This window comes from Bdellovibrionales bacterium (assembly GCA_018266295.1).
Classification (GTDB): Bacteria; Bdellovibrionota; Bdellovibrionia; order Bdellovibrionales; family Bdellovibrionaceae; genus JACMRP01.
Genome location: JAFEAQ010000011.1, coordinates 556,604 through 575,044 on the forward strand (window position 1 = coordinate 556,604; position 18,441 = coordinate 575,044).

Sequence of the window (18,441 nt, forward strand, 5' to 3'; positions counted from 1 at the left end):
GAAACAAAAGAACATAACAACAGAAGTCCCCTAATTAAGCACGTAACAGCAAAGGATGGACACATGAAGATCACCGAAGTTAAGGTCTTTCCCGTAAACGAAGATCGGTTGAAGGCCTATGTATCAATCACCATCGAGAGCAGCTTTGTCGTCCGAGATCTAAAAATCATACAAGGGCCCAGTGGGCTTTTTGTAGCGATGCCCAGTAAAAAGCGAAAAGATGGCCAATTCCGCGATATAGCTCACCCCCTCAATCAGGAAACACGGACGATGATCGAAGACATGGTCTTCGAAGCCTACGAAAAGGAACTCAAGTCGATGGGCGCCACTCTGGTAAACCTCAAACGCCAAAAAGCCCCGGTAAATACCTACGACGATGAGCTCTAGAGGCCCCTGAGGCTGATTTCGCAATGCATAATGATGCTTGATATTTAAGCGGTTTCAAGAAACTACTTGCTCTTGAGACCGCTTTTTTTTAATTTACGAGCTTCGTAATCAGTCCACTGTTGGGGCGTCGACAAGTTGGTAAGTTAGCAGATTTTGATTCTGCCATTCGCTGGTTCGAGTCCAGCCGCCCCATCCATTTTTAAACCCGCCGCAAGCGGGTTTTTGTTTTTTCAGATATAGATCTTTAATTTCAACAACATAGATAGCAAAAGGTTTCTGTTAACCACTCCTCGACTTACTTGTTCCAACTCCAACCTATTCGCTCTTGCAAGGGTTTGTAGTGGGCGGCTGTAGTGATCGTGATTTTTGTAGTGATTGATCACTACAAAGCAAACTTAAGGAAGTTTGAACTTATAGCAGTACAATTTGGTCTTCTTGTCATAAGTAAGTGAAGTCAAACGCCATAGCAATTACAACATATTTCCAGATAGATTTGCGCATAAGACTCCTATTTTAGTACACACACGAAGGACTAAACGTCCCGTCGTTACAAACCAATTTTCCAGAGGAGGAACCATACAGTGCTTCACCGGCAGCACAGGAGCCGCCGAACCCTCCGTGAGATGAACAGCATCCTGAATGTGAGTGACGCTGGGCCAAGCAGCTCGTTCCTTCAGAGCTTGAGGAGCTACCCCCATCTTTCGCACACGCTGACAAAATTACGAATAAGATCAAGAATGCAAATTTCATGTCGGTCTATCTCTTAGATTTTCTATAGCCGTTTTTCACCGCTTCTGACTCCGTATTAAAGCAGCGACGATTATCGCGGCCTTTATTCTTAATCAGCATGCGTTGGTAAAACTGCCCGCCTGGAACATGATAGATATATGAATTTGTGTTCCCAACGACAGGGCAACTCTCTGGGGAGTAGTTCTGTGCATAAGCTCTCAGGCTAAAAAATGAAGAGATGAAAAGAATTAGAAAAATACTCGCGGCTTTTTGTTTTAAATTATTCATTATTTATAAACGGATAATTATTAAACAAGCTTGAGGATACCATCAAGGAACTAGACCAAGGTTCGAGACTCAAAATTCACTCAATCACTATAACCACAGCGGAGTCTTATATAGTTTTTCCAAAATTTTTTCAGGCTCGCCTGTCAAAGGAAGCCACTCTACTCCACCAGCCGGCGTTCTTCCGGGAGAACGGCATCTTTATCCGGCGCTTTTGGCTGCCATCGCAATTTATAGTTCCAAAGCGTGATCCGGCCGAGCATGAAAAACAAAAAATTTCCAAGCGTCGCACCAACAATAGCCCATATGCTGTAATCGGATCGCAAGAACGTATAAATGGTAAAGGCCGGAACAACAATCATCAATACCATCACAATATAGGAAAATATTTTTGGCCAAATGCCTTCTATCAAGGCTATCAAGCAATAGCTTGAAAGAAAGACAACGGAATCAATCGCTAAAATATTTGGATAAAAATAAGAAAGAACTGCTAACCCAATGATGAGTTCACGGCGAAGAACATGCACTAACACCTGCGGCAAAACCAGAACTCCCAAAAGGGCCGCCACGTATTTCGAGAACCAGTGAGTGGCGGCCTCTAAGCCAGCGAATCTATCGGCGTTACACAAAACTATGAATACAAACCACACTGAAATCATACTTGGCGAAGAGATCCCGGACTTTAGTATCGATGCCAAAATCGTTGAGACCGTCAGCTTAAGCCAAACGCTTTCCACCTGAAACATGGGCGCTTTTTCAATCATAGACTTTAATGAACTAAATCGAGACATGCTTCCTCATGCTATATACAAATTTATCGGTAATTTTATGATTATAGTTTAATTTTTGTTTAAAAATCCGAAGAGCCTACGAGGAGAAAACATGTCGGTAAAATTACTTCTTGCGGTACTTCTATTTTCAATCTTGTCCCCCCAAATTTCAGTGGCCGGGCCCGCCGACATTGCCGCTTTCTGTGGAGAAAACTCCGACATCGGCAAGTGCGATTTACAAAAGCTCGAGGATCTTAATCGGATCACAAAAAAACCTTATGTTGCCGATGAAAAACCATATAGCGAACAGCAAAAGCTATTTTTTAAATCCATCGAAAAAAACTGCGGTGAATTGCAAAACACCTGTATGGCTTATATTCACTGGCAAAGAGCCTCACTGCCTGAACCAGAACGATCTCCCGCATCAGAGAAAAGTGGCCTCGGTCTATGGGGCAGCATCTTCACGTTGTTAGGTCTTTATCTTTTGTACAAAGCTTTCGTTAAAGGAACACGCGTTGCCTTTGGCGGTCTTTCTCGCGTCTGGAATGCAATGGATTCAGAAATAGGGCGAGAAGCAAGAAGACTTGAGAAGGCAAATCGCCAACAGAACTTCTCAAGCAGCGATACCGATCCAAACTATTTCGCAAATGATAAGGTCAATATTGATTTTGGTTATGGAAATAGCGACAGCTCCTCACCAAACCCTGCCTACTCATCCTCGAGTGAACCAGAAATTACCCAGTGGCGGGTTGAGGGCCACTATGTTGGGCAGAAATCCTACACTATTCACTTTCAGATCAACGCAGACAGCGCTGACAGCGCCCGAGCTCAAGTTCGCCGTGATAAAAAGGACTTTGTTATCGTTCGAGTTTCTCGATACTAGCACTTTGGTTCTCGACCATTTTTCTTAAGTTCTGTCGGGTATCTTCAATAGAAGTTACGGAGGCCGGTCTGAATCCTATTCGAAAGCTGAGGCTAAATAATCCCCAGCTCTCGAAACCTCTCCGCAGCTACGTATAATCGTTATACCCCTTCTCCCCCGGAGTGTACGAGGTTGTGAGGTCCGGCGGCGTTAATGGTATTCCGTCGCGCAGTTTTGCTACTAAATGAGGATTGGAAATAAATGGACGGCCAAAGGCTACGAGGTCGCCTTTTTTCTCTAGCAGATCTTGCTCCGCTCTTTTGGCGTCGTAGCCGCCGGATAAAATGTATTTACCTTTGAAGTTCTCACGGATCGCGCGCTTGATCTCGGGACTGACCGCCGGGGCCCCCATCGCGCTGTGATCGACGACATGGATATAAAGAAGACCGAGGGCCGAAAGTTTCTGGCTGAAATCAATATAGAATTTCTCAATCCCCTCAAAGGCGCCGGTGTCGTTGAAAACACCATACGGAGAGACACGAATACCCAAGCGGTCGGCGCCAATTTTCTCGATGGTGCCCTTGGCGATTTCCAAAGCAAAACGCATGCGGTTTTCCGCTGAGCCACCATATTGGTCCGTGCGCTTATTCACATTCGGATTTAAGAATTGTTCAATCAAATATCCATTGGCAGCGTGAAGCTCGACACCGTCAAAGCCCGCTTGGATCGCAAGCTCCGCTGAGTGAATGTATTCCCGAATCGTTGCCTTGATTTCAGCATCACTCATTTCATGCGGAACTGGGTGATCTTGTTGACCTTCACTATCAGTCCACATTTTTCCAGAAAGAGCGATGGCCGAAGGTGCCAAAATTTTAGTGCCTTGAGGCATATTTGCCGGATGAGCAACTCGCCCCGTATGCATCAGCTGAATAAAAATATGAGATCCCTTGGCATGAACAGCGTCAGTGATCTTTTTCCATCCCGCCACTTGCTCTTGATTAAAGAGCCCCGGAATGCGGGCATAACCCAAGCCATTTGCCGAAGGAGAGGTGCCCTCGGTGATAATAAGTCCCGCACTAGAACGGTCGCTATAGTACTTTACCATAATATCATTCGGCACATTACCAATAGCCCGCGATCGGGTCATCGGTGCCATCACGATGTGATTTGCTAATTTCATACGGCCAATTTGTGTCGGTTGAAAAAGAATACTTTCCATAATGTCTTTCTTACCCCTTGAGAATAGAAAACTTCCATCAAATAAGTAACAATTATAAGCACATTATAAAACAATGGCAAGATGGTTTTTAAGAGGCCCGCTCGAAAGCGAAATAAATATTTCGTTTATATTCCGAAAACTGCATAGATAAGCCATCCCAACAGCCTCGCCGTCGCGGGCAGTGTCGACTGCGTTGGCTGCGTCGGATGTGTGGGGCTTCGCGGGGCCGTTGGCAAAGTCGGCGTGACTCATTAAAAAAAAGAGCCCGGACTTTCTTGTCCTGGCTCCGAAAATACCGCTCACCTACTGCTTAATATCAAAGATCGGAGTCGACAGCGCCGGCAAGATCGAGCCCACCGGGATCGAATCGAATCTGGCGTCGTAGAGGAATTGTTCGAAGACTTTTGACGATGGATTCCTTGCGAGCATCGCGACCTCGGCAATGATCACACCCTTAAAGTCACCGAAGTAACGGCTATGAATATGCGGAGCATTTAGCAACAGCCCCTCGTAGTTCACTGCAATGCGATTGCCACCCACACCCGCGTTTTCACTCGAAGGATCCTCATAGATCACACTCTCGCGCCCCGCAACGGGGTTGTCGGTGTAAGCCTTGTCCCCCACGTCCAGCAATTCACTGCCGATGGATTTTGCGTCGCTCACGATATTGTCAAAGTACTTCGACATCGCAACTCCGTTAATCGCTCCACCGCTGGGGTCGTAGGCCGTGTCTAAGTCACTCATAAAACGTGGCCATGGACCGCCCGCTGTCGTCAATGGCGTGTCCGTCACGCGCACACTGCCACCCGAAGTCGCTGCGCCCATGCGCTCGGCACTTATGCCCATCGTGATCGCGCGCGGACTTGTGATTTGTAAGTTGCTCGCACCGCCGTTGATGTACGTAATCGGACCCTGGATAAAGACCGATTGAGAAACATACAGACGACAGCCGTTGCTGTCGGTGATGAGATTGAGGTTTTTTAAAAAGAGCGGACCTTTGACGACCACATCACCATAACAAGTGACATTACCCGAGTTACGAATAAATTTGCCGCTGCTATCGGCAACAAAGCCCGACATCTGTGTGGCAGGCTTACCCGCTAGTTGAATCGTCGTCACACCCACCGCTTGGGCTTGTATCGCTGGGGCTAAAGATAAAATCTCGGCCTCGGAAGGATAACCGATCACGATTTTTGACATCTCCACCACCCGCGACGGACCCGCAGCCGGCGTGACCCCGTCCACCATCGAGCGGCCGTTGGCATAAAGCCCCCCGTTCCACTGAAGAACCTGGGCGAGCGTCGTCGCCGCATTGAGGCCAAACAGATTTGCTGAGTCTTGAGCCGAGAAACTCACCTTGGGCACGTGGATAGAACCTCCGGCCACCGTCATCGATTGCCAGCCGCCGATACCGCCACCAGCATCGACGTTATTGTAAGCCGTGCGCTCAGAGCCTTTTGTACTTGGTAAGAAAGGATTGCCGTTCACTGAGAAGTTCGGACCGCCATAGCCGAAGTCCGTGACAATGCTTGCACCGAAAGAGCCGTGACAAGCCACGCAGTTCATCGCTCGGACGGCAAAAACGGGTTTCAGGGTTTTGATCGCCACAGCGGCGTCTTCACCTGAAGAGCGGCCGCTATCGCCATTGCCGTTGGCGTTGATCCCGTCGACGGCGGAGTTATCGAGAGTGAAATTTACTTTTGAACAGTTTTGAAAAGTAAAAACTAAGGCCACTGCCGCTGGCACCGCAAATAACCATAACATTCCACGCTGTTTCATGTGTTCCCCCGTAATAATAGTCTAAGTGGGAGCACGATTTTGTAAAAGGATACTTTTGCACACGGACGATCAAAGCAGCGCACAATCGAGAGGAGGATTTTTTTTCTTTCCTCGCCCGTCTCACGTCGAGACTGAGGAAAGGAGCTGCAAAAAAGTCCGACACCCGAAAAAAATAAAATGTTCCAAACGTTCCAGACTTCAAAGCAGTCTATTATGTAGGAAGTAAATTATTAAAACTCGCTCATCTGAGATCGAAGAGTTAATTATCTTTGCAAGTTTGTGGAGCGGTATTTACTTTCCAAGTCTTAGCTAGCGATCCAAAAATATTGCGTTTTTTGACGAATTCAGTTTCTTCGGCAAAAATAATTTTTCCGTCACTGACCCTTTTAGCAATTGTATACTCAAATTTAGTAACTCCAAGATTGCGGCCATCGTTATCTGGAAGTGCTGGGGCCCATGCCTCACGATAAAGACTCATTCTCAGTGTTTCTAAATTATTATTTTCCGAAATTGAAAATTGGGTTTTAAAAATTTCGTTATCTGAAGAGTAATTTTCAAAGCTATGGCCTTGAGGGTTTTGAGGTACCTTGCCCTTGATTCCAAAGAAGAAGGCTTCAGGCTCGCCATAACAGAATCCGCTATCGCATTTCGCTAGAAAAACATAAGCACACTTTGCAGGCACAGAGTTTAATAGAAACTCTTTAATCTCTAACGGCGCTTGACCAGCATAAGCTGAAATTGATTGCATGGCTAAAGCGCAGAGAACAAACAATGTTTTTTTCATAAACATCTCCTGACGTTTGAGTTTCATATTTAAAATTTTGGTCATTACTATATGAGTAGTAGCGACAGGTCAATAGAGGGGTAAGCTCTGTGATATCATGATTGAACCCGTTTCACTCACAATCCAAATATCCTGGGAACGATATGTGCCTCGCTCGTTGATTCAAAATCCAATTCGTCTTTACAAGTGATTTGTTCCTTACTAGCTTTTTATGTCGATGGGAAAAACGGACGTCGGAATTTTTTTACTCAACGAGCTGAATAAGCGTAAACTTCAGGATCCGAAATATTCCTTAAGAGCCTTCGCCCGCGATCTTAAAATTTCCTCCGGCAGACTTTCTGACATTCTCAAAGGCCGCCGCGGTCTTGGGCCGCAAGTAGCCCAACGGATCGTCGAAGCCCTTCATCTTTCCGTCGCAGAGAAAGAGGAATTTGAACTCCTTCTCGAAAAACAAATTCATTACTTTTCTAATCTCGGCCGTCCCCTTTATAGCCTCAATCAAGATGAACTCAATGCCATGGTCGATTGGGAATACTTCGCGACTCTGAGCCTGCTTGAAACTCGCGATGCCGGTATTACCACCGCTTGGGCCGCGGATCGCCTAGGGATCTCTGTGGCGCGAGCTGAAGAAGTCCTCGCACGACTTGAGCGGATGAAAATGATCGTGCTTAAGAAGAAAAAGTACTACCTCACGCATAAACGTGTTGTCACAACCACCGATATTCCGTCCGCGGCTTTAAAAGAATCTCATCGCCAGAATATTCAGCAAGCACTAACCTCGTTGTACGAAGATCCCGTCACCCTGCGGGAGATCTCGAATATCTGCATGGCCATTGATGTGAATCAGATTCCACAAGCCAAACAGATGATCCGAGATTTTCGCCGTAAGATGAGCCGCTTTCTTGAACAAGGCGAAAAAACCGAGGTGTACCTTTTGAATGTTCAGCTCTTTCCTGTGACTAAAAATTCCCGTTCACAAAATCTTCGAGGTTAATCTATGTTTCGCACACTCATTGCCATTTTCATGACACTCTTTTCTGTCAGCACTTGGGCGCAAGTTTCTGGACACGAAAAAGGCAATGGCGGGTATGGAGTTTCCTGTCCGAGCGTCGATGGTACGAATGTTTTCCTCTATGACACCGTCGAGGCCAAACTTCGCTATAACTTGTCTGTTCAGGATCCCCGGCCTTCCCCCTATGCCGGAATCTCGCTGATTGATACGGCTTTGCTGTATTTAAACAGCATTAAAAATTTAGATCCAAACCGCTACAAGAAATATAAAACCTGGATCGAAGATTTTCCAAAGAATGCCCGTGCACTCCCCTCAGCAGAGATGGGTCCAGTCGGTGATATTGGCTTTAGTATTCTGCCGAAAGGCTGCCGCCTTGAACAACTCGTCATTCAGCATGAGCCCGTGGGCCCCGAAGATCGACGTTACTTGATCAACAGCGACCTTTGGCAAAAAATGGGGGTTCTCGACCGAGCCGCGACCATGCTTCATGAAGTGATTTACCGGGATCTGCTTGAAATAAATCCGGCCGTGCGGACTTCTGAAAAAGTTCGCTATTTGAACGCACTTATTTTTTCCGGCGAACTCGGCAAGCGAACACCTTCACAGTACAGAGATCTGATGAAGCACTTGGGTTTTACTCGATAGTCTCACTATCTGTTGGGACAGTTTAAAATGCTCCCCCGGTTTTTGCGATTCAGGGAGCGCGCGCGCCACTTTTAAACTGCCTTCATGAAAGTTCAATTCATAAAAATTTGGCTGCTCTTTGGGCTGGCATCCTATTCTGAAATTTCGTCAGCTCAGTTGATACCGTTTGCTTTTTGGAAAGCGCCTTGCCGAATACAAACTGTCTTTACCTCTGGCAGCGGAACATGGAACGTTCCCGCGACTTGGTCTGCGGCTAATAACACAAACAATTATGTCATTCTCATCGGTGGCGGTGGCGGCGGTTCTTTGTCGGATACAAGCACCGGGGCCTATGGCGGCTCCGGAGGTGGGGGTGGTGCGTTTGTGAAGGTGACGAACTTTTCCACAACAGCCAATGCTTCCATTTCTTATAGCGTCGGAGCCAGTGGTGCCGGCGCAGCGACTTCGACAATGTCTCCCACTCCCGGCGGCGCTGGCGGAAACACGAGCGTCACGATCGGCGGCACCACCTACACCGCCGGTGGCGGTGGAGGCGGCGGAACTCTCATCAATGGACAGGGCGCTGCGGGCTCTGCAGGGTTGCCGACTCCGAGTTCTTCCTCCGGCAACGTCCTTGTCAGCAAGGGCGGCGCCGGTGGATTAGGAAATTCCCGTGGCCCCAATAAATCCGGAGGTGGCGGCGGCGGTGGCGGTGCCGGCGGTCCCGAGGGCGACGGCGTGGCAGGAGCTAACGCTGTCACTGCAAATGCCAACGGAGCCAACGGCGGTGCCGGAGGAGCGACGAAAGGGGGGCCCGGAGGAATTGGCTCTACGACGAGTGCCACTCCCTCAACACCGGCTGCTGGAACCGATATCAGCTCACTGTACGGAAGTGGCGGCGGCGGTGGCGGCGGTTGGAATAGCTATAATGGCGGCAGCGGCGGAAACTACGGCGGCGGAGGCGGCGGTGCCGGCTCCGTCGATGCCCCTGTCTCCAACAGCGGTGGCAGTGGCGCCTCCGGAATAATTATTTTCTGCTACTGATTGTATTCGCAACACGTCCGCTTCGCTTAAGCAGTGCCAAGAAAAACAAACTCGTCAATGTGCACACCACCGTCGCGCCCGAAGGCAGATCGAGGAAATAACTCAGGATAAAGGCCAAAGAGATTCCTAAAGAACCCACGGCCCAGGCAAAGAGCAGTCGCGAACTCAGGCTTGTGAAAAATCTTGAGGACAACGCCGCGGGCGCCACAAGAATCGAGAACACCACCAGCACGCCTGCGTGACGAGTTGAAAATGTGATCACAATTCCAAAGAGAAAATAGAAAAGAAAATCCCACCAAAACACTCCCTCTTCGCCTTGAGAGGCCCGCCAGAATTGCTTTCTAAAACGCCAGTGCAAAGCGCCGATGATCGCATAGATCACCGCCGTTTCTAAAACCTGAGGCCAGGTGATAAAAAGAATATTTCCGATTAAAGCCTCTTTCAGATGCTCGGCACCATGCGGGAGCTTGTCGGCAACTAGAATGAGAGCTCCGCTGGCCAGAGCGTACGTCATCCCGATGAGAGCTTCTTGCGAAGTTGATTTTTCATAGCGCTTTAGAAGGGCTAATGAAAACGCCACAAGCAAGCAAAGCCCCAACGAGAAACCGAGGCCCACAAGGCCCCCGTCTTCGCCATGAACCACGAAAAGACTGATTGCGCCTCCTAGCGCGGCCACCTGAGAAAGACTGATGTCGACAAAAATCACCTCACGCTTAAGAACATGCAGGCCAAGATAAGCATGAATGCCAATGAGTAAAAAACCCAGAACCAGTGGCGCCGCCAGGAATTGCAATGCTTCCATCTATTTTGATCCTTCTTCAATCGATTTAACGATTCGTTCGATCAACTGTTGATTCGTGGTAATGCCCGGCTCTCCTTCCACAGAGACCGGCACGCGCTCAACATGTGCATTCGGAATGTCCGTTTTGATTTTAGCTCCGACCGAATCGTCATAGAGATTCTCGATGAGAACGATCTTGATTTTTCTTTTCTTCATTTGATCAATCACCGACATCAAATGGCTCGCCGTCGGCGGAATGCCCGGCTTGGGCTCAAGCTGTAGCTGGCATTCCAAGCCAAAACGCGCGCAGAAATACGCAAAATTCTTATGATACGTTACGAATTCTTTAACTCCGGTTTTTGCGATGCGAGCCTGCCACTCTTTGGTCTTTGCCTCCATCTGCTTTTGAAACTGATCTGCGTTTTTGTTGAAAAAATCTTTTTGCCCAGGATCGAGCTCTGCCAGTTTTCCGGCAATGATGACCGCCGCCTTCCCAAGGCGAAGGGGGTCCAACTGAAAATGCGGATTTCCGCCGGGATGCACATCCCCTTCCGCGCGGGAGATATTCCCTTTTGGAATCTCAATAGGGTCCAACTCTCCGGCGAGCTCGAGGACTCCGCCCTTTGCCGCAAGCTTTGGATTGCGGGCTCCTTGGATCAAAGGATCGATCCATGCGGACTCCAGTTCAAGTCCGTGAGCAATCACCAGATCTGTCGACCGGAGCTTCACCATGAACGAAGGCTTTGCTTCGATCTGGTGTGCATCTTGTGTGCCTTTCCCAATGGCAAAGACATCGACTTGATTCTGGCCAACTTCTTTAACAAGGGCCGCGATGTCCGTGGTTGTCGCCGCCACTTGAATCTTCGCGAAAGCTATTGGTGAAAATAAGCTTAACAGTAAAATGAAAATTGTATTTTTCATAAATGATTTTCCTTAATACGCATGAGCGGGATGAGACCCGATTGTGAAATTCGCTTGCAAGAAAATGGCTTTTTCAGTGTCTTCGCCGCTGGAGCTTGGGACGCCCCCATGACGCTGATCATATTCCAGTTTGAACGAAGAAAACTCCGACGGCATATAAGCGATCGCGAGGGAATTTCGCTCCGAAGGGCCGTTTGGCAGCGTCGCAGGATTAAAAGTATTTTCAACATTCAGATTGTCGTAGCGATAAAGGGCCGCCCATCGCTCTGCGAATTGATATTGAATGAAACTTGAAACGCCATAGGACTTCTCATTGTCACTCACGCCACTTTGGCTTTCGTTTCTTGCTAAGTACTCGGTGGACCAAATTAACGAGTGATAACGGCCGCCTTCATTTGGACGCCACTTAAATGTCAAATCAGCACCCGACAAAGCCGTTGTTCCTTTGAGTGAATTACCACCTGTCGCATAAGACAAACCTAATTCCATCGTAAGTGCATCTGAAAGATCGAAAAGATTTTTCCAGTGCGCGAGCCCGACCCCGTCACTTGGCGAAGGAGAATTGAACTCTGCATTTTCGCCTTCACCACGCAGCGCTTGCAATGTCAGTTCACTGAACCACGGAGCCGGCAGCATAATGGCGCCAGAAAGACCCACATCATTCAGGCCTTCGTCACCCAAGAGCGCTTGATTCGCAAGAGGGGCTTGAATAAACGGATACGCATGAGTGTGTAGCATATTGTGCTTACCCATCGCCGCTTTGAATTTACCCAGTTTTAGCAAAACACTTGGCAGGCTTGTGGATTCGACAAAAAGCTCTTCGGGCTCTAGAATCCATTTTTCTTCCACTTTCGTGCCGTCGCTTTCATATTCAGGATGGACCGAAAGCAACATGTTAAGACGCGTATAAGGATCGACGTCCGAGTAAAACTGCAGCTCGGCTTCTTGGATATCAAAACCGTTTCGATTCTGGTCGGGATTCGCAGGATCCACATCGTCTTTATGAAAATTCGAGTTTTGATAAAGAAATAAAGTGTTGGCACTGATGTTTGGAGTTTTCAAACTTGAGTCTGCAGCAAATGCAGAGTGGGCAATAGAAAGACACAATAACGCAAATAGAATACGCATTTAAAAGTTTCCTTTAAAAATAATGAAAGAGACGTAATTTAAATTTTTGGGGAAAGCTTAAGCGTCGCGTGGAGGCCGACGTGGAGTCTCCAGATCTGGAGACTTAAATCGGCTTTCGAGTTTTAAAACGTATTTGAAATTAACTTTAGGAATTGGGTTTTCCCAAACGAAAACTTGAACAGGTAAGAGCGACGCACTAAAAAGAGACTGCGCTGCGTGGCAGTTATCATCGTCATCATGGCTTTCACCACTGGTACTGATCACTGGGACCGAAGAGGTGTTTGTCGAGAGCTTACTGAGAGTGAATCTGTGAATATGCGCGAACTCATTACAATCATTCAGACCTGTCGATGGCAGCAATGCCTTTAGCAACAGAGTGCTCAAGACAAAAAGAAGTGCGTAAGTAACCAGCTGCCGAGTTTTGCGCATGGTTAATGATTATTCCTTTTAAATAACCGAGTCAAGGCCGCGACAGCGATTCAGCAGAAATCAAACGATAAATAAATTCGCGCGATTCTTGTAAACCGGTTCCTGCTGTTGATGATGGCGCGATTACCGGCCCGTCCGGGCCGTCAGGTCCTTGTCACTTTAGGACCCTTCGGCATATTGTTCATGTCATGCACAGCCTGTGCACTACATGAACATGATGGTAAGAGACCATCTCACTAAAAGCGTCCTTCCGAGCGAATCGTCTATAAGACAACCTGGTCGTATAATAGACGATTTGATCGGATGGATCTTTGCAATCAAACCTTCATTGCGAGTCAGCAACGTCATGAAAACTTCGCATGACTCTCGGACTGACTCTCGCTGCAATAAGTGAAAACAATTTAGGAGTACGCCATGAAATTCATCGTGTTTCTTTTTGCGTTTGTGACTTTGACATCGCCTTTGTCATTTGCAATGGTCAAACCCTTTGGTCACTGGACACTGAAGGACTTGACCTGCGCTTCAGGGGCCGTCCCAAATCCAGGAATGCCTTCGACGGTGCGAGTGGATTTTCATCTCTACGATGATACGAAGTTTGAACAAATCATGTTGCGCGCTGATGGCTGGATCGTTGCACGCGGGACCTATACCAATACTGATAAGCAGATGTGTTTTAGTACCACCGAACTCATCTTTCCAAAACAGCCCCCTTTTACACAGCCGGGCCGCCCCACATGCTGGGACTTCCAACTCAATGCTCAGGAGCTCTCTTTTCAATTACCTTCCAATTCGGATTGCCCACCCGGCGATACTCTCCGCTGGAATTTCATGTTGATGGAACCGTTGTGAGCCCATGTTGATGTAATTGTGGCTTCGTGGGCCTTTCTGGCTGCCGCCGGCCGAATGAGAAGCAATTCCTCAGAAAGGTCCTTGTCTTATGTTCTCAGTATATACTTTGACCCAATGAAGGCTCCCTAAGGAGCCTACTTCGTCGTTGTTAACTGAATGACTTTTTCAAGTTCAGCCGTTGGCTGGGCACCTTCCAGAGCGACACCGTTGATGACAATCGCCGGAGTGCCCGAGAAACCGAACTTTTCAAACTCCGCCGTGTCGTCGCTGATTTGTTTTTCAGTGGCCGCTGATTTCATGTCAGCTTCCATTTTCTTCATATCGACACCGAGCTTTTTCGCAGCGTCGTTTAGGAACTTCTCATCCTGCATCTGTCTTTGGTTTTCAAAGAGATAAGTATAGTACTTGCGAGCTTTTTCTTTATCCTGCTTGTAGACCGCTTCGTAGCGGATCGCCGCAGGCATCGCCATCTTATGGAAGCTCAGTGGAACGTGCTTATAATAAAACTTAATGCGGTCTTTGTATTTTTCTTTGATCGGTTTTAGGTTCTTGTAAGCAACTTCACAGTACGGGCATTCGAAATCCGCATACTCCACGATCGTGATGTCCCCCTTCGCATTCCCGAAGAGCAGGCGATCTTCTGACAGCGCAGGCTTGAGTGGATTTTTCAACTGATCATCTTGGCGGCGTTTCATATCGGCCATTTGCTTTTCTTGCGCGCCCTCTTGAGCTTTGCGAGCCGCTTTATTCACCACTTCGATAAATTGCTCGGGGTTCTGCTCGATCGCATCAAAGACAAGCTTTGGATTTTTCTTGAGGGCCTCAGCTACCTGCTGATCCGTCGTAGAGCATGCACCTAAGGCAAGGGCGAGACCCGCAATTAAAAACTTCTTCATCTGTTAACTCCTATTCACACTTGTTTGTGCGTGTTTCCATATTTAGCATGCGTTCAATGATCTTTTCATGCTGAACCTGATAGCACATATTGGCCTCAGGCGACTTTTCAGAACTAAGATTCATTGAAGCAAAGGCCTCACTGATCCCGATAAACCAGCCGATGCACATCACTGCTAGCACAGTAACGCGCAGAGCTTTTGGCTTTTCGTTGTTTAAGGCTTTGAGATTTTCTAAGCGGAATTTCATTTCATTAAATCCAAGAGCCGCGCCCACAGCAAGATGTGGAGCTTGCTGTGGGCCACTCATCTCAAGAACTCGCAACATCGCTGTCGCGTATTCCGCCGGATGGAACGAGTGTCGCTGAATGACTTCTTCGTCCGTCGCCATTTCCATGGCAAGGCGTCGACCGTGCTCAAAGAAAATCACGATGGGATTAAACCAGCAAAGGCGAGACACCAAAAGCGCGATCCCCGTCCACAGACCATCGCGATTGCGCACGTGAGTTTTTTCATGGCTCAGAACAAAGTGTTTCAGAACTTCGCTGTCAGCCACTTGCACTGGCAATAGGATGCGCGGGCTTAAGAAACCAAAACTTGCCGGAGCGAGAGAGTCATCGACTCGCAAGTATTCGCTTTCTTGACTGAGGGTGGATTTTTTCAAAAATCGCTGAAATCGCGCTATACGAATAAAATCCACGGCGCTGAAAGCGACAACTCCGACCAACCAAACAAGAGCCACGATTCTTGTGACACCAAAAGATCCCTGCGCAGAAGCAAAACTTCCGAAACAGCTGTCTTGAATATCCTGATCCACACTTAAAAGAAGGACCGTTCCTAGAATCATCGTTCCTAAGACCGTGACCAGAGAGATACGGGCCACTTTATTGTAAAGCCCGCCGGAGATTCTTCTTAAAAAAGGTTGCAGCAACAAGAACACGCCAAAGATGATGACTGAAGAAACAGAGGTGATGATTAAAAGTTTCCAGAGGAAGTCTGAGAAAGTTGCAAGAGAAGGCATTAGCGAGCTCCCTTCTTCTTATCAAATTCTTTTACAATATCGCGGAGCTTTTCGATTTCTTCCGCCGACAAACCTTTGGCACCCGCGAAGTGATTCAGCAACGGAGTCAGTGATCCGCCCAGCGTGCGCTCAACAAATTCAGCGACTTTGCCCTTCATCACAGTTTCGGCTTCGATTTTTTCTGAATATATAAAGATGCCGTCAACTTTATTGCGGGCGAGATAACCTTTTTTACGAAGGCGCTCCATCACCGTCAAAATCGTCGTGCGGGCCAGACCCTTTTGCTTTTCAAAATACTCAGCCACATCGCGAACCGAAACCTCTCCTTGTTGAGAGATGTACCGAAGGATCTGGGTTTCTTGCTCGCCTAAACTAGGAAGGTTCTTCACGCACACTCCTTGACTACACTTGTAGTTTATAGAAACTACAGCTGTAGTCAAGAATGAGGATTAGCAATCCAGACTTGAGACAGTCCGGATTGCTAAGTGGTTGATTTGATTGAATGACGCTCCCTAGATCACAGTCACCTGACGGAAGAAGGCCGCAGCAATAGCAGCCCTTCCGCCATCGGATGTCAGCGACAATTTCCCTGCGGCAAACTGCGCGAAGCACTCCGACAGTGTCAGTGGGGAGTTCACATCCACCGTTTGCAGGTCTTTGATCAAACTCAAAAACAAAGCTCCATAGACGACGCGCGAATAGTTCCGCAGCGCCTGAAGAGTCTGCTGTTTTTCAGCGCTGAAATTTTCTGCCGTTGTTCCATCCAGAGCCGCCGCCATCGATATCACCGCGACGTCCGGCAGGCTTAAGAAGTTACTCAGCGTTGCCAAATCCATATAGGGATGATCGAGCTTTGAAACTTCCCAGTCGACAAACCATAAACGCACCTCGTCCCAGAGGACATTGGCAGGGTTTAAATCTCCGTGACTGAATACTCGACGGCGATCCGCGGTCATGGCTTCGCCCGCTTTATGGATGTACTTCACAAAGTCCGACGCCCCCACCGGAAAGCCAGGCCGTTGATATTGCGAAAGCCACACCTGCCGGCCCGCAAGGACTGAGTCTTCGGCTGCCGGCAGAGCATAGGGCTGCATTTGCAAAGTCCGAAGATTCTGCACGAGGCTTTTAAAAACCAGCGGCCGCTTTGCCGGATCCATCAAGGCCGAACCGAAATGTGGGCCTTCGATTTGTACGGTCAAAATGGCTTTTTCTTGCTCGTCGACGTGAAGAAGCCGAGGCGCGACTCCGCAACCCGAGGCTAAACGATAATTCGCGAGCGACGTCGTCCAATCGGCGGGCGAATGCGCGTGAAAGCGCACGACGAACTTTCCTTTTTCGGCTTTTACCGCAAAGACAGCGGCGCCCGACATGCCTAATGTCAACGGGGTTACGTTTTCCACCTTGCCACAGATGTCTGTGGGGCAGATTTTCAATGGATCAAATGAAGAGTTCACGAGGATCTCCTTTGGTTTTGTTGCCATCCCGCTATCGGCAACCAAAAGAGTTGAATCTATCGAAAGATACGGAGTGAGCTTCTCTTTGACGGGCAAGGCACCTCCGCGGCACCTAGATCTTGAGTATAGCTAAACCCGGGAAGATTCTCAAGCCCCTGTCTCAAAGGATCTAGAAAATAAAGAGCCGGCTTTTTGAGAATGAGAGATAAAAACCGGCTCTTTAGAAAGCACTACTTTGCAAGAGTTCCTGCAAGGATCTGATGGACGATCGCAATAGGATCGCCGCTGCCAATGCCGCCATTGCCGCCACCGCACTCTGCTGGCTTCGGCTTACTGCAAACACATGGATTGCAGGCTGCGCTTGCAGCCTGACCGACCAAGATCGATGCCATCACTGCTAGAATCATTTTTGTCATAAAAATCCCCCTTTTGATAAAAACAGGAATAATTCACTTTGACCCCTTCATGAACCCGTTTTATGAAAGGGTCAAATTTTGACCCTCCGGACCCCAGAATGAGGCCCTTTTATGAAGATCGAAGAAGCAAAAATCAAAAACAGCCTCAAAGGCCTGATGAAACAGCAAGGCATCCAGTATAACGATTTGGCGAAAACTCTTCGCGTATCAACTGCCACTGTCAAACGACGCTTGAATAAAGGAGAACTCAGCATCTCAGAACTCAGTGAAATTGCCTCGTGCCTGGGGACTTCGTTTTATGAACTCATCGAAATAAGCAAGCAGAACACTCAAGAGGCCTACTTGTTTTCCGAAGAACAAGAAAAGCTCTTTGCCGGTGATTTGAGTTACATGATGCTATTTAGATCCATCCTCATGGGTCTTAATTTCACTCAGCTAAAGAGCGAATTGAATTTAAAAGAATCTGACCTGCGCAAAAAATTGCGCCGCCTCGAAGAGGTCGAATTGATTCAGCTCATGTCGCGGGACCGGATTTCATTGCTGGCGCGCTTTCCGTTTAAATGGCGCGAAGATGGTCTTCTGCAAAAGGCCTACTACCAAATGAATCTGCAATCGATTTTTAGCTATATCGCCAGCAATTATAAATCCTCGACCTACAACGAAGAGACCGGCTCCCTGTGCAAGCCCTTTGAGTTTTTACTCACCGCCAATCACAAAAAAGACTTTTCGCGGGACCTGATGGAGATTTTAAAGAAGTATCAAAATCTGTCCCTTATGGAAATCAACGCCAAAAGCAACAAGGCCGCGGCGGTTTCAGGGATTCTGCAACTGGATCAATTCTCGGTCTGGAATGTTGAAAACTCAAAATCAGGGCCCTTCTCGAGTTCTCGGTGAATTTTATAGCGCTAACAAATGTGGAGCTTTGAAGTAAATCGAACAGAGTATCGGAAATAAAAGATACACTTTTGCCACGTTCTCCTGCGCTCAGGAGAACGTAGACACCAAATATTCCACAAATATTTCTCTGGTACGGCAGAAACTATTTGCCGCGCTT

Annotated in this window: 20 protein-coding genes and 1 tRNA gene; 8 read left to right on the plus strand and 13 right to left on the minus strand. The window is 47.9% G+C overall.

Going from position 1 to position 18,441, the window contains the following annotated elements:
* Nucleotides 1–63 precede the first annotated feature (63 nt).
* Together spoVG and JSU04_11405 are read left to right on the plus strand one after the other, a co-directional pair.
* Nucleotides 64–387, plus strand: coding sequence for a septation regulator SpoVG (spoVG, locus tag JSU04_11400; protein ID MBS1970907.1), 324 nt, complete (start codon nt 64–66; stop codon nt 385–387).
* Nucleotides 388–507: 120 nt separating this feature from the next.
* Nucleotides 508–583, plus strand: a tRNA-Gln gene (locus JSU04_11405).
* A gap of 979 nt (nt 584–1,562) precedes the next feature.
* Here JSU04_11405 and JSU04_11410 read toward each other — a convergent pair.
* Nucleotides 1,563–2,165 (minus strand): hypothetical protein, encoded by a 603-nt coding sequence (locus JSU04_11410; protein ID MBS1970908.1) that lies wholly within the window; start codon nt 2,163–2,165, stop codon nt 1,563–1,565.
* A 118-nt stretch (nt 2,166–2,283) separates the two neighbouring features.
* On the opposite strand from JSU04_11410, the gene JSU04_11415 reads away from it, so the two are divergent.
* Nucleotides 2,284–3,054 carry a hypothetical protein gene (locus tag JSU04_11415; protein ID MBS1970909.1) on the plus strand — a complete coding sequence of 257 codons (771 nt, stop codon included), beginning with the start codon at nt 2,284–2,286 and terminating at the stop codon, nt 3,052–3,054.
* A gap of 127 nt (nt 3,055–3,181) precedes the next feature.
* Here the strand turns inward: JSU04_11415 and JSU04_11420 are convergent, their stop codons facing one another.
* The 3 genes from JSU04_11420 to JSU04_11430 all read right to left on the minus strand — a co-directional run bounded on the left by JSU04_11420 (nt 3,182) and on the right by JSU04_11430 (nt 6,815).
* Entirely contained in the window at nt 3,182–4,252 is a 1,071-nt protein-coding gene (locus JSU04_11420) for an alkene reductase (protein MBS1970910.1), read from the minus strand.
* Between the two features lie 303 nt (nt 4,253–4,555).
* Nucleotides 4,556–6,031: a hypothetical protein gene (locus JSU04_11425; GenBank protein ID MBS1970911.1), complete on the minus strand. Its 1,476-nt coding sequence runs from the start codon at nt 6,029–6,031 to the stop codon at nt 4,556–4,558.
* A gap of 259 nt (nt 6,032–6,290) precedes the next feature.
* Complete coding sequence (locus JSU04_11430; GenBank protein ID MBS1970912.1) at nt 6,291–6,815, minus strand: hypothetical protein; 525 nt, start codon at nt 6,813–6,815, stop codon at nt 6,291–6,293.
* 211 nt (nt 6,816–7,026) lie between these two features.
* On the opposite strand from JSU04_11430, the gene JSU04_11435 reads away from it, so the two are divergent.
* The 3 genes from JSU04_11435 (at nt 7,027) to JSU04_11445 (ending at nt 9,495) form a co-directional block, all read left to right on the plus strand.
* On the plus strand, nt 7,027–7,809 hold the full coding sequence (locus JSU04_11435) for a TIGR02147 family protein (protein MBS1970913.1): 783 nt from the start codon (nt 7,027–7,029) through the stop codon (nt 7,807–7,809).
* A 3-nt stretch (nt 7,810–7,812) separates the two neighbouring features.
* Nucleotides 7,813–8,472, plus strand: coding sequence for a hypothetical protein (locus JSU04_11440; protein ID MBS1970914.1), 660 nt, complete (start codon nt 7,813–7,815; stop codon nt 8,470–8,472).
* A gap of 84 nt (nt 8,473–8,556) precedes the next feature.
* Nucleotides 8,557–9,495, plus strand: coding sequence for a hypothetical protein (locus JSU04_11445; GenBank protein MBS1970915.1), 939 nt, complete (start codon nt 8,557–8,559; stop codon nt 9,493–9,495).
* Here the strand turns inward: JSU04_11445 and JSU04_11450 are convergent.
* The 4 genes from JSU04_11450 to JSU04_11465 are packed head-to-tail and all read right to left on the minus strand — an operon-like array spanning nt 9,479 to nt 12,754.
* Nucleotides 9,479–10,297, minus strand: a complete 819-nt coding sequence (locus tag JSU04_11450; protein ID MBS1970916.1) for a metal ABC transporter permease — start codon at nt 10,295–10,297, stop codon at nt 9,479–9,481. The two genes, JSU04_11445 and JSU04_11450, sit on opposite strands and share 17 nt — an antisense overlap.
* Nucleotides 10,298–11,197 carry a zinc ABC transporter substrate-binding protein gene (locus JSU04_11455; protein MBS1970917.1) on the minus strand — a complete coding sequence of 300 codons (900 nt, stop codon included), beginning with the start codon at nt 11,195–11,197 and terminating at the stop codon, nt 10,298–10,300. It lies immediately after the preceding gene.
* A gap of 12 nt (nt 11,198–11,209) precedes the next feature.
* Nucleotides 11,210–12,325, minus strand: coding sequence for a hypothetical protein (locus tag JSU04_11460; GenBank protein ID MBS1970918.1), 1,116 nt, complete (start codon nt 12,323–12,325; stop codon nt 11,210–11,212).
* Nucleotides 12,326–12,382: 57 nt separating this feature from the next.
* Nucleotides 12,383–12,754: a hypothetical protein gene (locus JSU04_11465; protein ID MBS1970919.1), complete on the minus strand. Its 372-nt coding sequence runs from the start codon at nt 12,752–12,754 to the stop codon at nt 12,383–12,385.
* A gap of 414 nt (nt 12,755–13,168) precedes the next feature.
* On the opposite strand from JSU04_11465, the gene JSU04_11470 reads away from it, so the two are divergent.
* Nucleotides 13,169–13,603 carry a hypothetical protein gene (locus tag JSU04_11470; protein MBS1970920.1) on the plus strand — a complete coding sequence of 145 codons (435 nt, stop codon included), beginning with the start codon at nt 13,169–13,171 and terminating at the stop codon, nt 13,601–13,603.
* Nucleotides 13,604–13,737: 134 nt separating this feature from the next.
* Here JSU04_11470 and JSU04_11475 read toward each other — a convergent pair whose 3' ends face one another.
* From JSU04_11475 to JSU04_11495, 5 genes are all read right to left on the minus strand, one after another.
* Nucleotides 13,738–14,499 (minus strand): thioredoxin domain-containing protein, encoded by a 762-nt coding sequence (locus tag JSU04_11475; GenBank protein ID MBS1970921.1) that lies wholly within the window; start codon nt 14,497–14,499, stop codon nt 13,738–13,740.
* 10 nt (nt 14,500–14,509) lie between these two features.
* Nucleotides 14,510–15,517 (minus strand): M56 family metallopeptidase, encoded by a 1,008-nt coding sequence (locus JSU04_11480; protein MBS1970922.1) that lies wholly within the window; start codon nt 15,515–15,517, stop codon nt 14,510–14,512.
* Nucleotides 15,517–15,906: a BlaI/MecI/CopY family transcriptional regulator gene (locus tag JSU04_11485; GenBank protein MBS1970923.1), complete on the minus strand. Its 390-nt coding sequence runs from the start codon at nt 15,904–15,906 to the stop codon at nt 15,517–15,519. The genes JSU04_11480 and JSU04_11485 overlap by 1 nt, the downstream gene beginning before the upstream one ends.
* Before the next feature lie 123 nt (nt 15,907–16,029).
* Entirely contained in the window at nt 16,030–17,067 is a 1,038-nt protein-coding gene (locus JSU04_11490; GenBank protein MBS1970924.1) for an aminoglycoside phosphotransferase family protein, read from the minus strand.
* A gap of 134 nt (nt 17,068–17,201) precedes the next feature.
* On the minus strand, nt 17,202–17,387 hold the full coding sequence (locus JSU04_11495; protein ID MBS1970925.1) for a hypothetical protein: 186 nt from the start codon (nt 17,385–17,387) through the stop codon (nt 17,202–17,204).
* A 111-nt stretch (nt 17,388–17,498) separates the two neighbouring features.
* Between JSU04_11495 and JSU04_11500 the strand changes: the two genes are divergently transcribed.
* Entirely contained in the window at nt 17,499–18,281 is a 783-nt protein-coding gene (locus tag JSU04_11500; protein ID MBS1970926.1) for a helix-turn-helix transcriptional regulator, read from the plus strand.
* Nucleotides 18,282–18,441 lie beyond the last annotated feature (160 nt).

Coding starts and splice junctions, on each gene's coding strand:
- JSU04_11410 (MBS1970908.1), bottom strand. CDS start 2,165: ATGATTGAAAAAGCGCCCATGTTTCAGGTGGAAAGCGTTTGGCTTAAG.
- JSU04_11440 (MBS1970914.1), top strand. CDS start 7,813: ATGTTTCGCACACTCATTGCCATTTTCATGACACTCTTTTCTGTCAGC.
- JSU04_11420 (MBS1970910.1), bottom strand. CDS start 4,252: ATGGAAAGTATTCTTTTTCAACCGACACAAATTGGCCGTATGAAATTA.
- JSU04_11480 (MBS1970922.1), bottom strand. CDS start 15,517: ATGCCTTCTCTTGCAACTTTCTCAGACTTCCTCTGGAAACTTTTAATC.
- JSU04_11470 (MBS1970920.1), top strand. CDS start 13,169: ATGAAATTCATCGTGTTTCTTTTTGCGTTTGTGACTTTGACATCGCCT.
- JSU04_11430 (MBS1970912.1), bottom strand. CDS start 6,815: ATGAAAAAAACATTGTTTGTTCTCTGCGCTTTAGCCATGCAATCAATT.
- JSU04_11500 (MBS1970926.1), top strand. CDS start 17,499: ATGAAGATCGAAGAAGCAAAAATCAAAAACAGCCTCAAAGGCCTGATG.
- JSU04_11475 (MBS1970921.1), bottom strand. CDS start 14,499: ATGAAGAAGTTTTTAATTGCGGGTCTCGCCCTTGCCTTAGGTGCATGC.
- JSU04_11445 (MBS1970915.1), top strand. CDS start 8,557: ATGAAAGTTCAATTCATAAAAATTTGGCTGCTCTTTGGGCTGGCATCC.
- JSU04_11455 (MBS1970917.1), bottom strand. CDS start 11,197: ATGAAAAATACAATTTTCATTTTACTGTTAAGCTTATTTTCACCAATA.
- JSU04_11435 (MBS1970913.1), top strand. CDS start 7,027: ATGTCGATGGGAAAAACGGACGTCGGAATTTTTTTACTCAACGAGCTG.
- spoVG (MBS1970907.1), top strand. CDS start 64: ATGAAGATCACCGAAGTTAAGGTCTTTCCCGTAAACGAAGATCGGTTG.
- JSU04_11415 (MBS1970909.1), top strand. CDS start 2,284: ATGTCGGTAAAATTACTTCTTGCGGTACTTCTATTTTCAATCTTGTCC.
- JSU04_11465 (MBS1970919.1), bottom strand. CDS start 12,754: ATGCGCAAAACTCGGCAGCTGGTTACTTACGCACTTCTTTTTGTCTTG.
- JSU04_11450 (MBS1970916.1), bottom strand. CDS start 10,297: ATGGAAGCATTGCAATTCCTGGCGGCGCCACTGGTTCTGGGTTTTTTA.
- JSU04_11495 (MBS1970925.1), bottom strand. CDS start 17,387: ATGACAAAAATGATTCTAGCAGTGATGGCATCGATCTTGGTCGGTCAG.
- JSU04_11425 (MBS1970911.1), bottom strand. CDS start 6,031: ATGAAACAGCGTGGAATGTTATGGTTATTTGCGGTGCCAGCGGCAGTG.
- JSU04_11460 (MBS1970918.1), bottom strand. CDS start 12,325: ATGCGTATTCTATTTGCGTTATTGTGTCTTTCTATTGCCCACTCTGCA.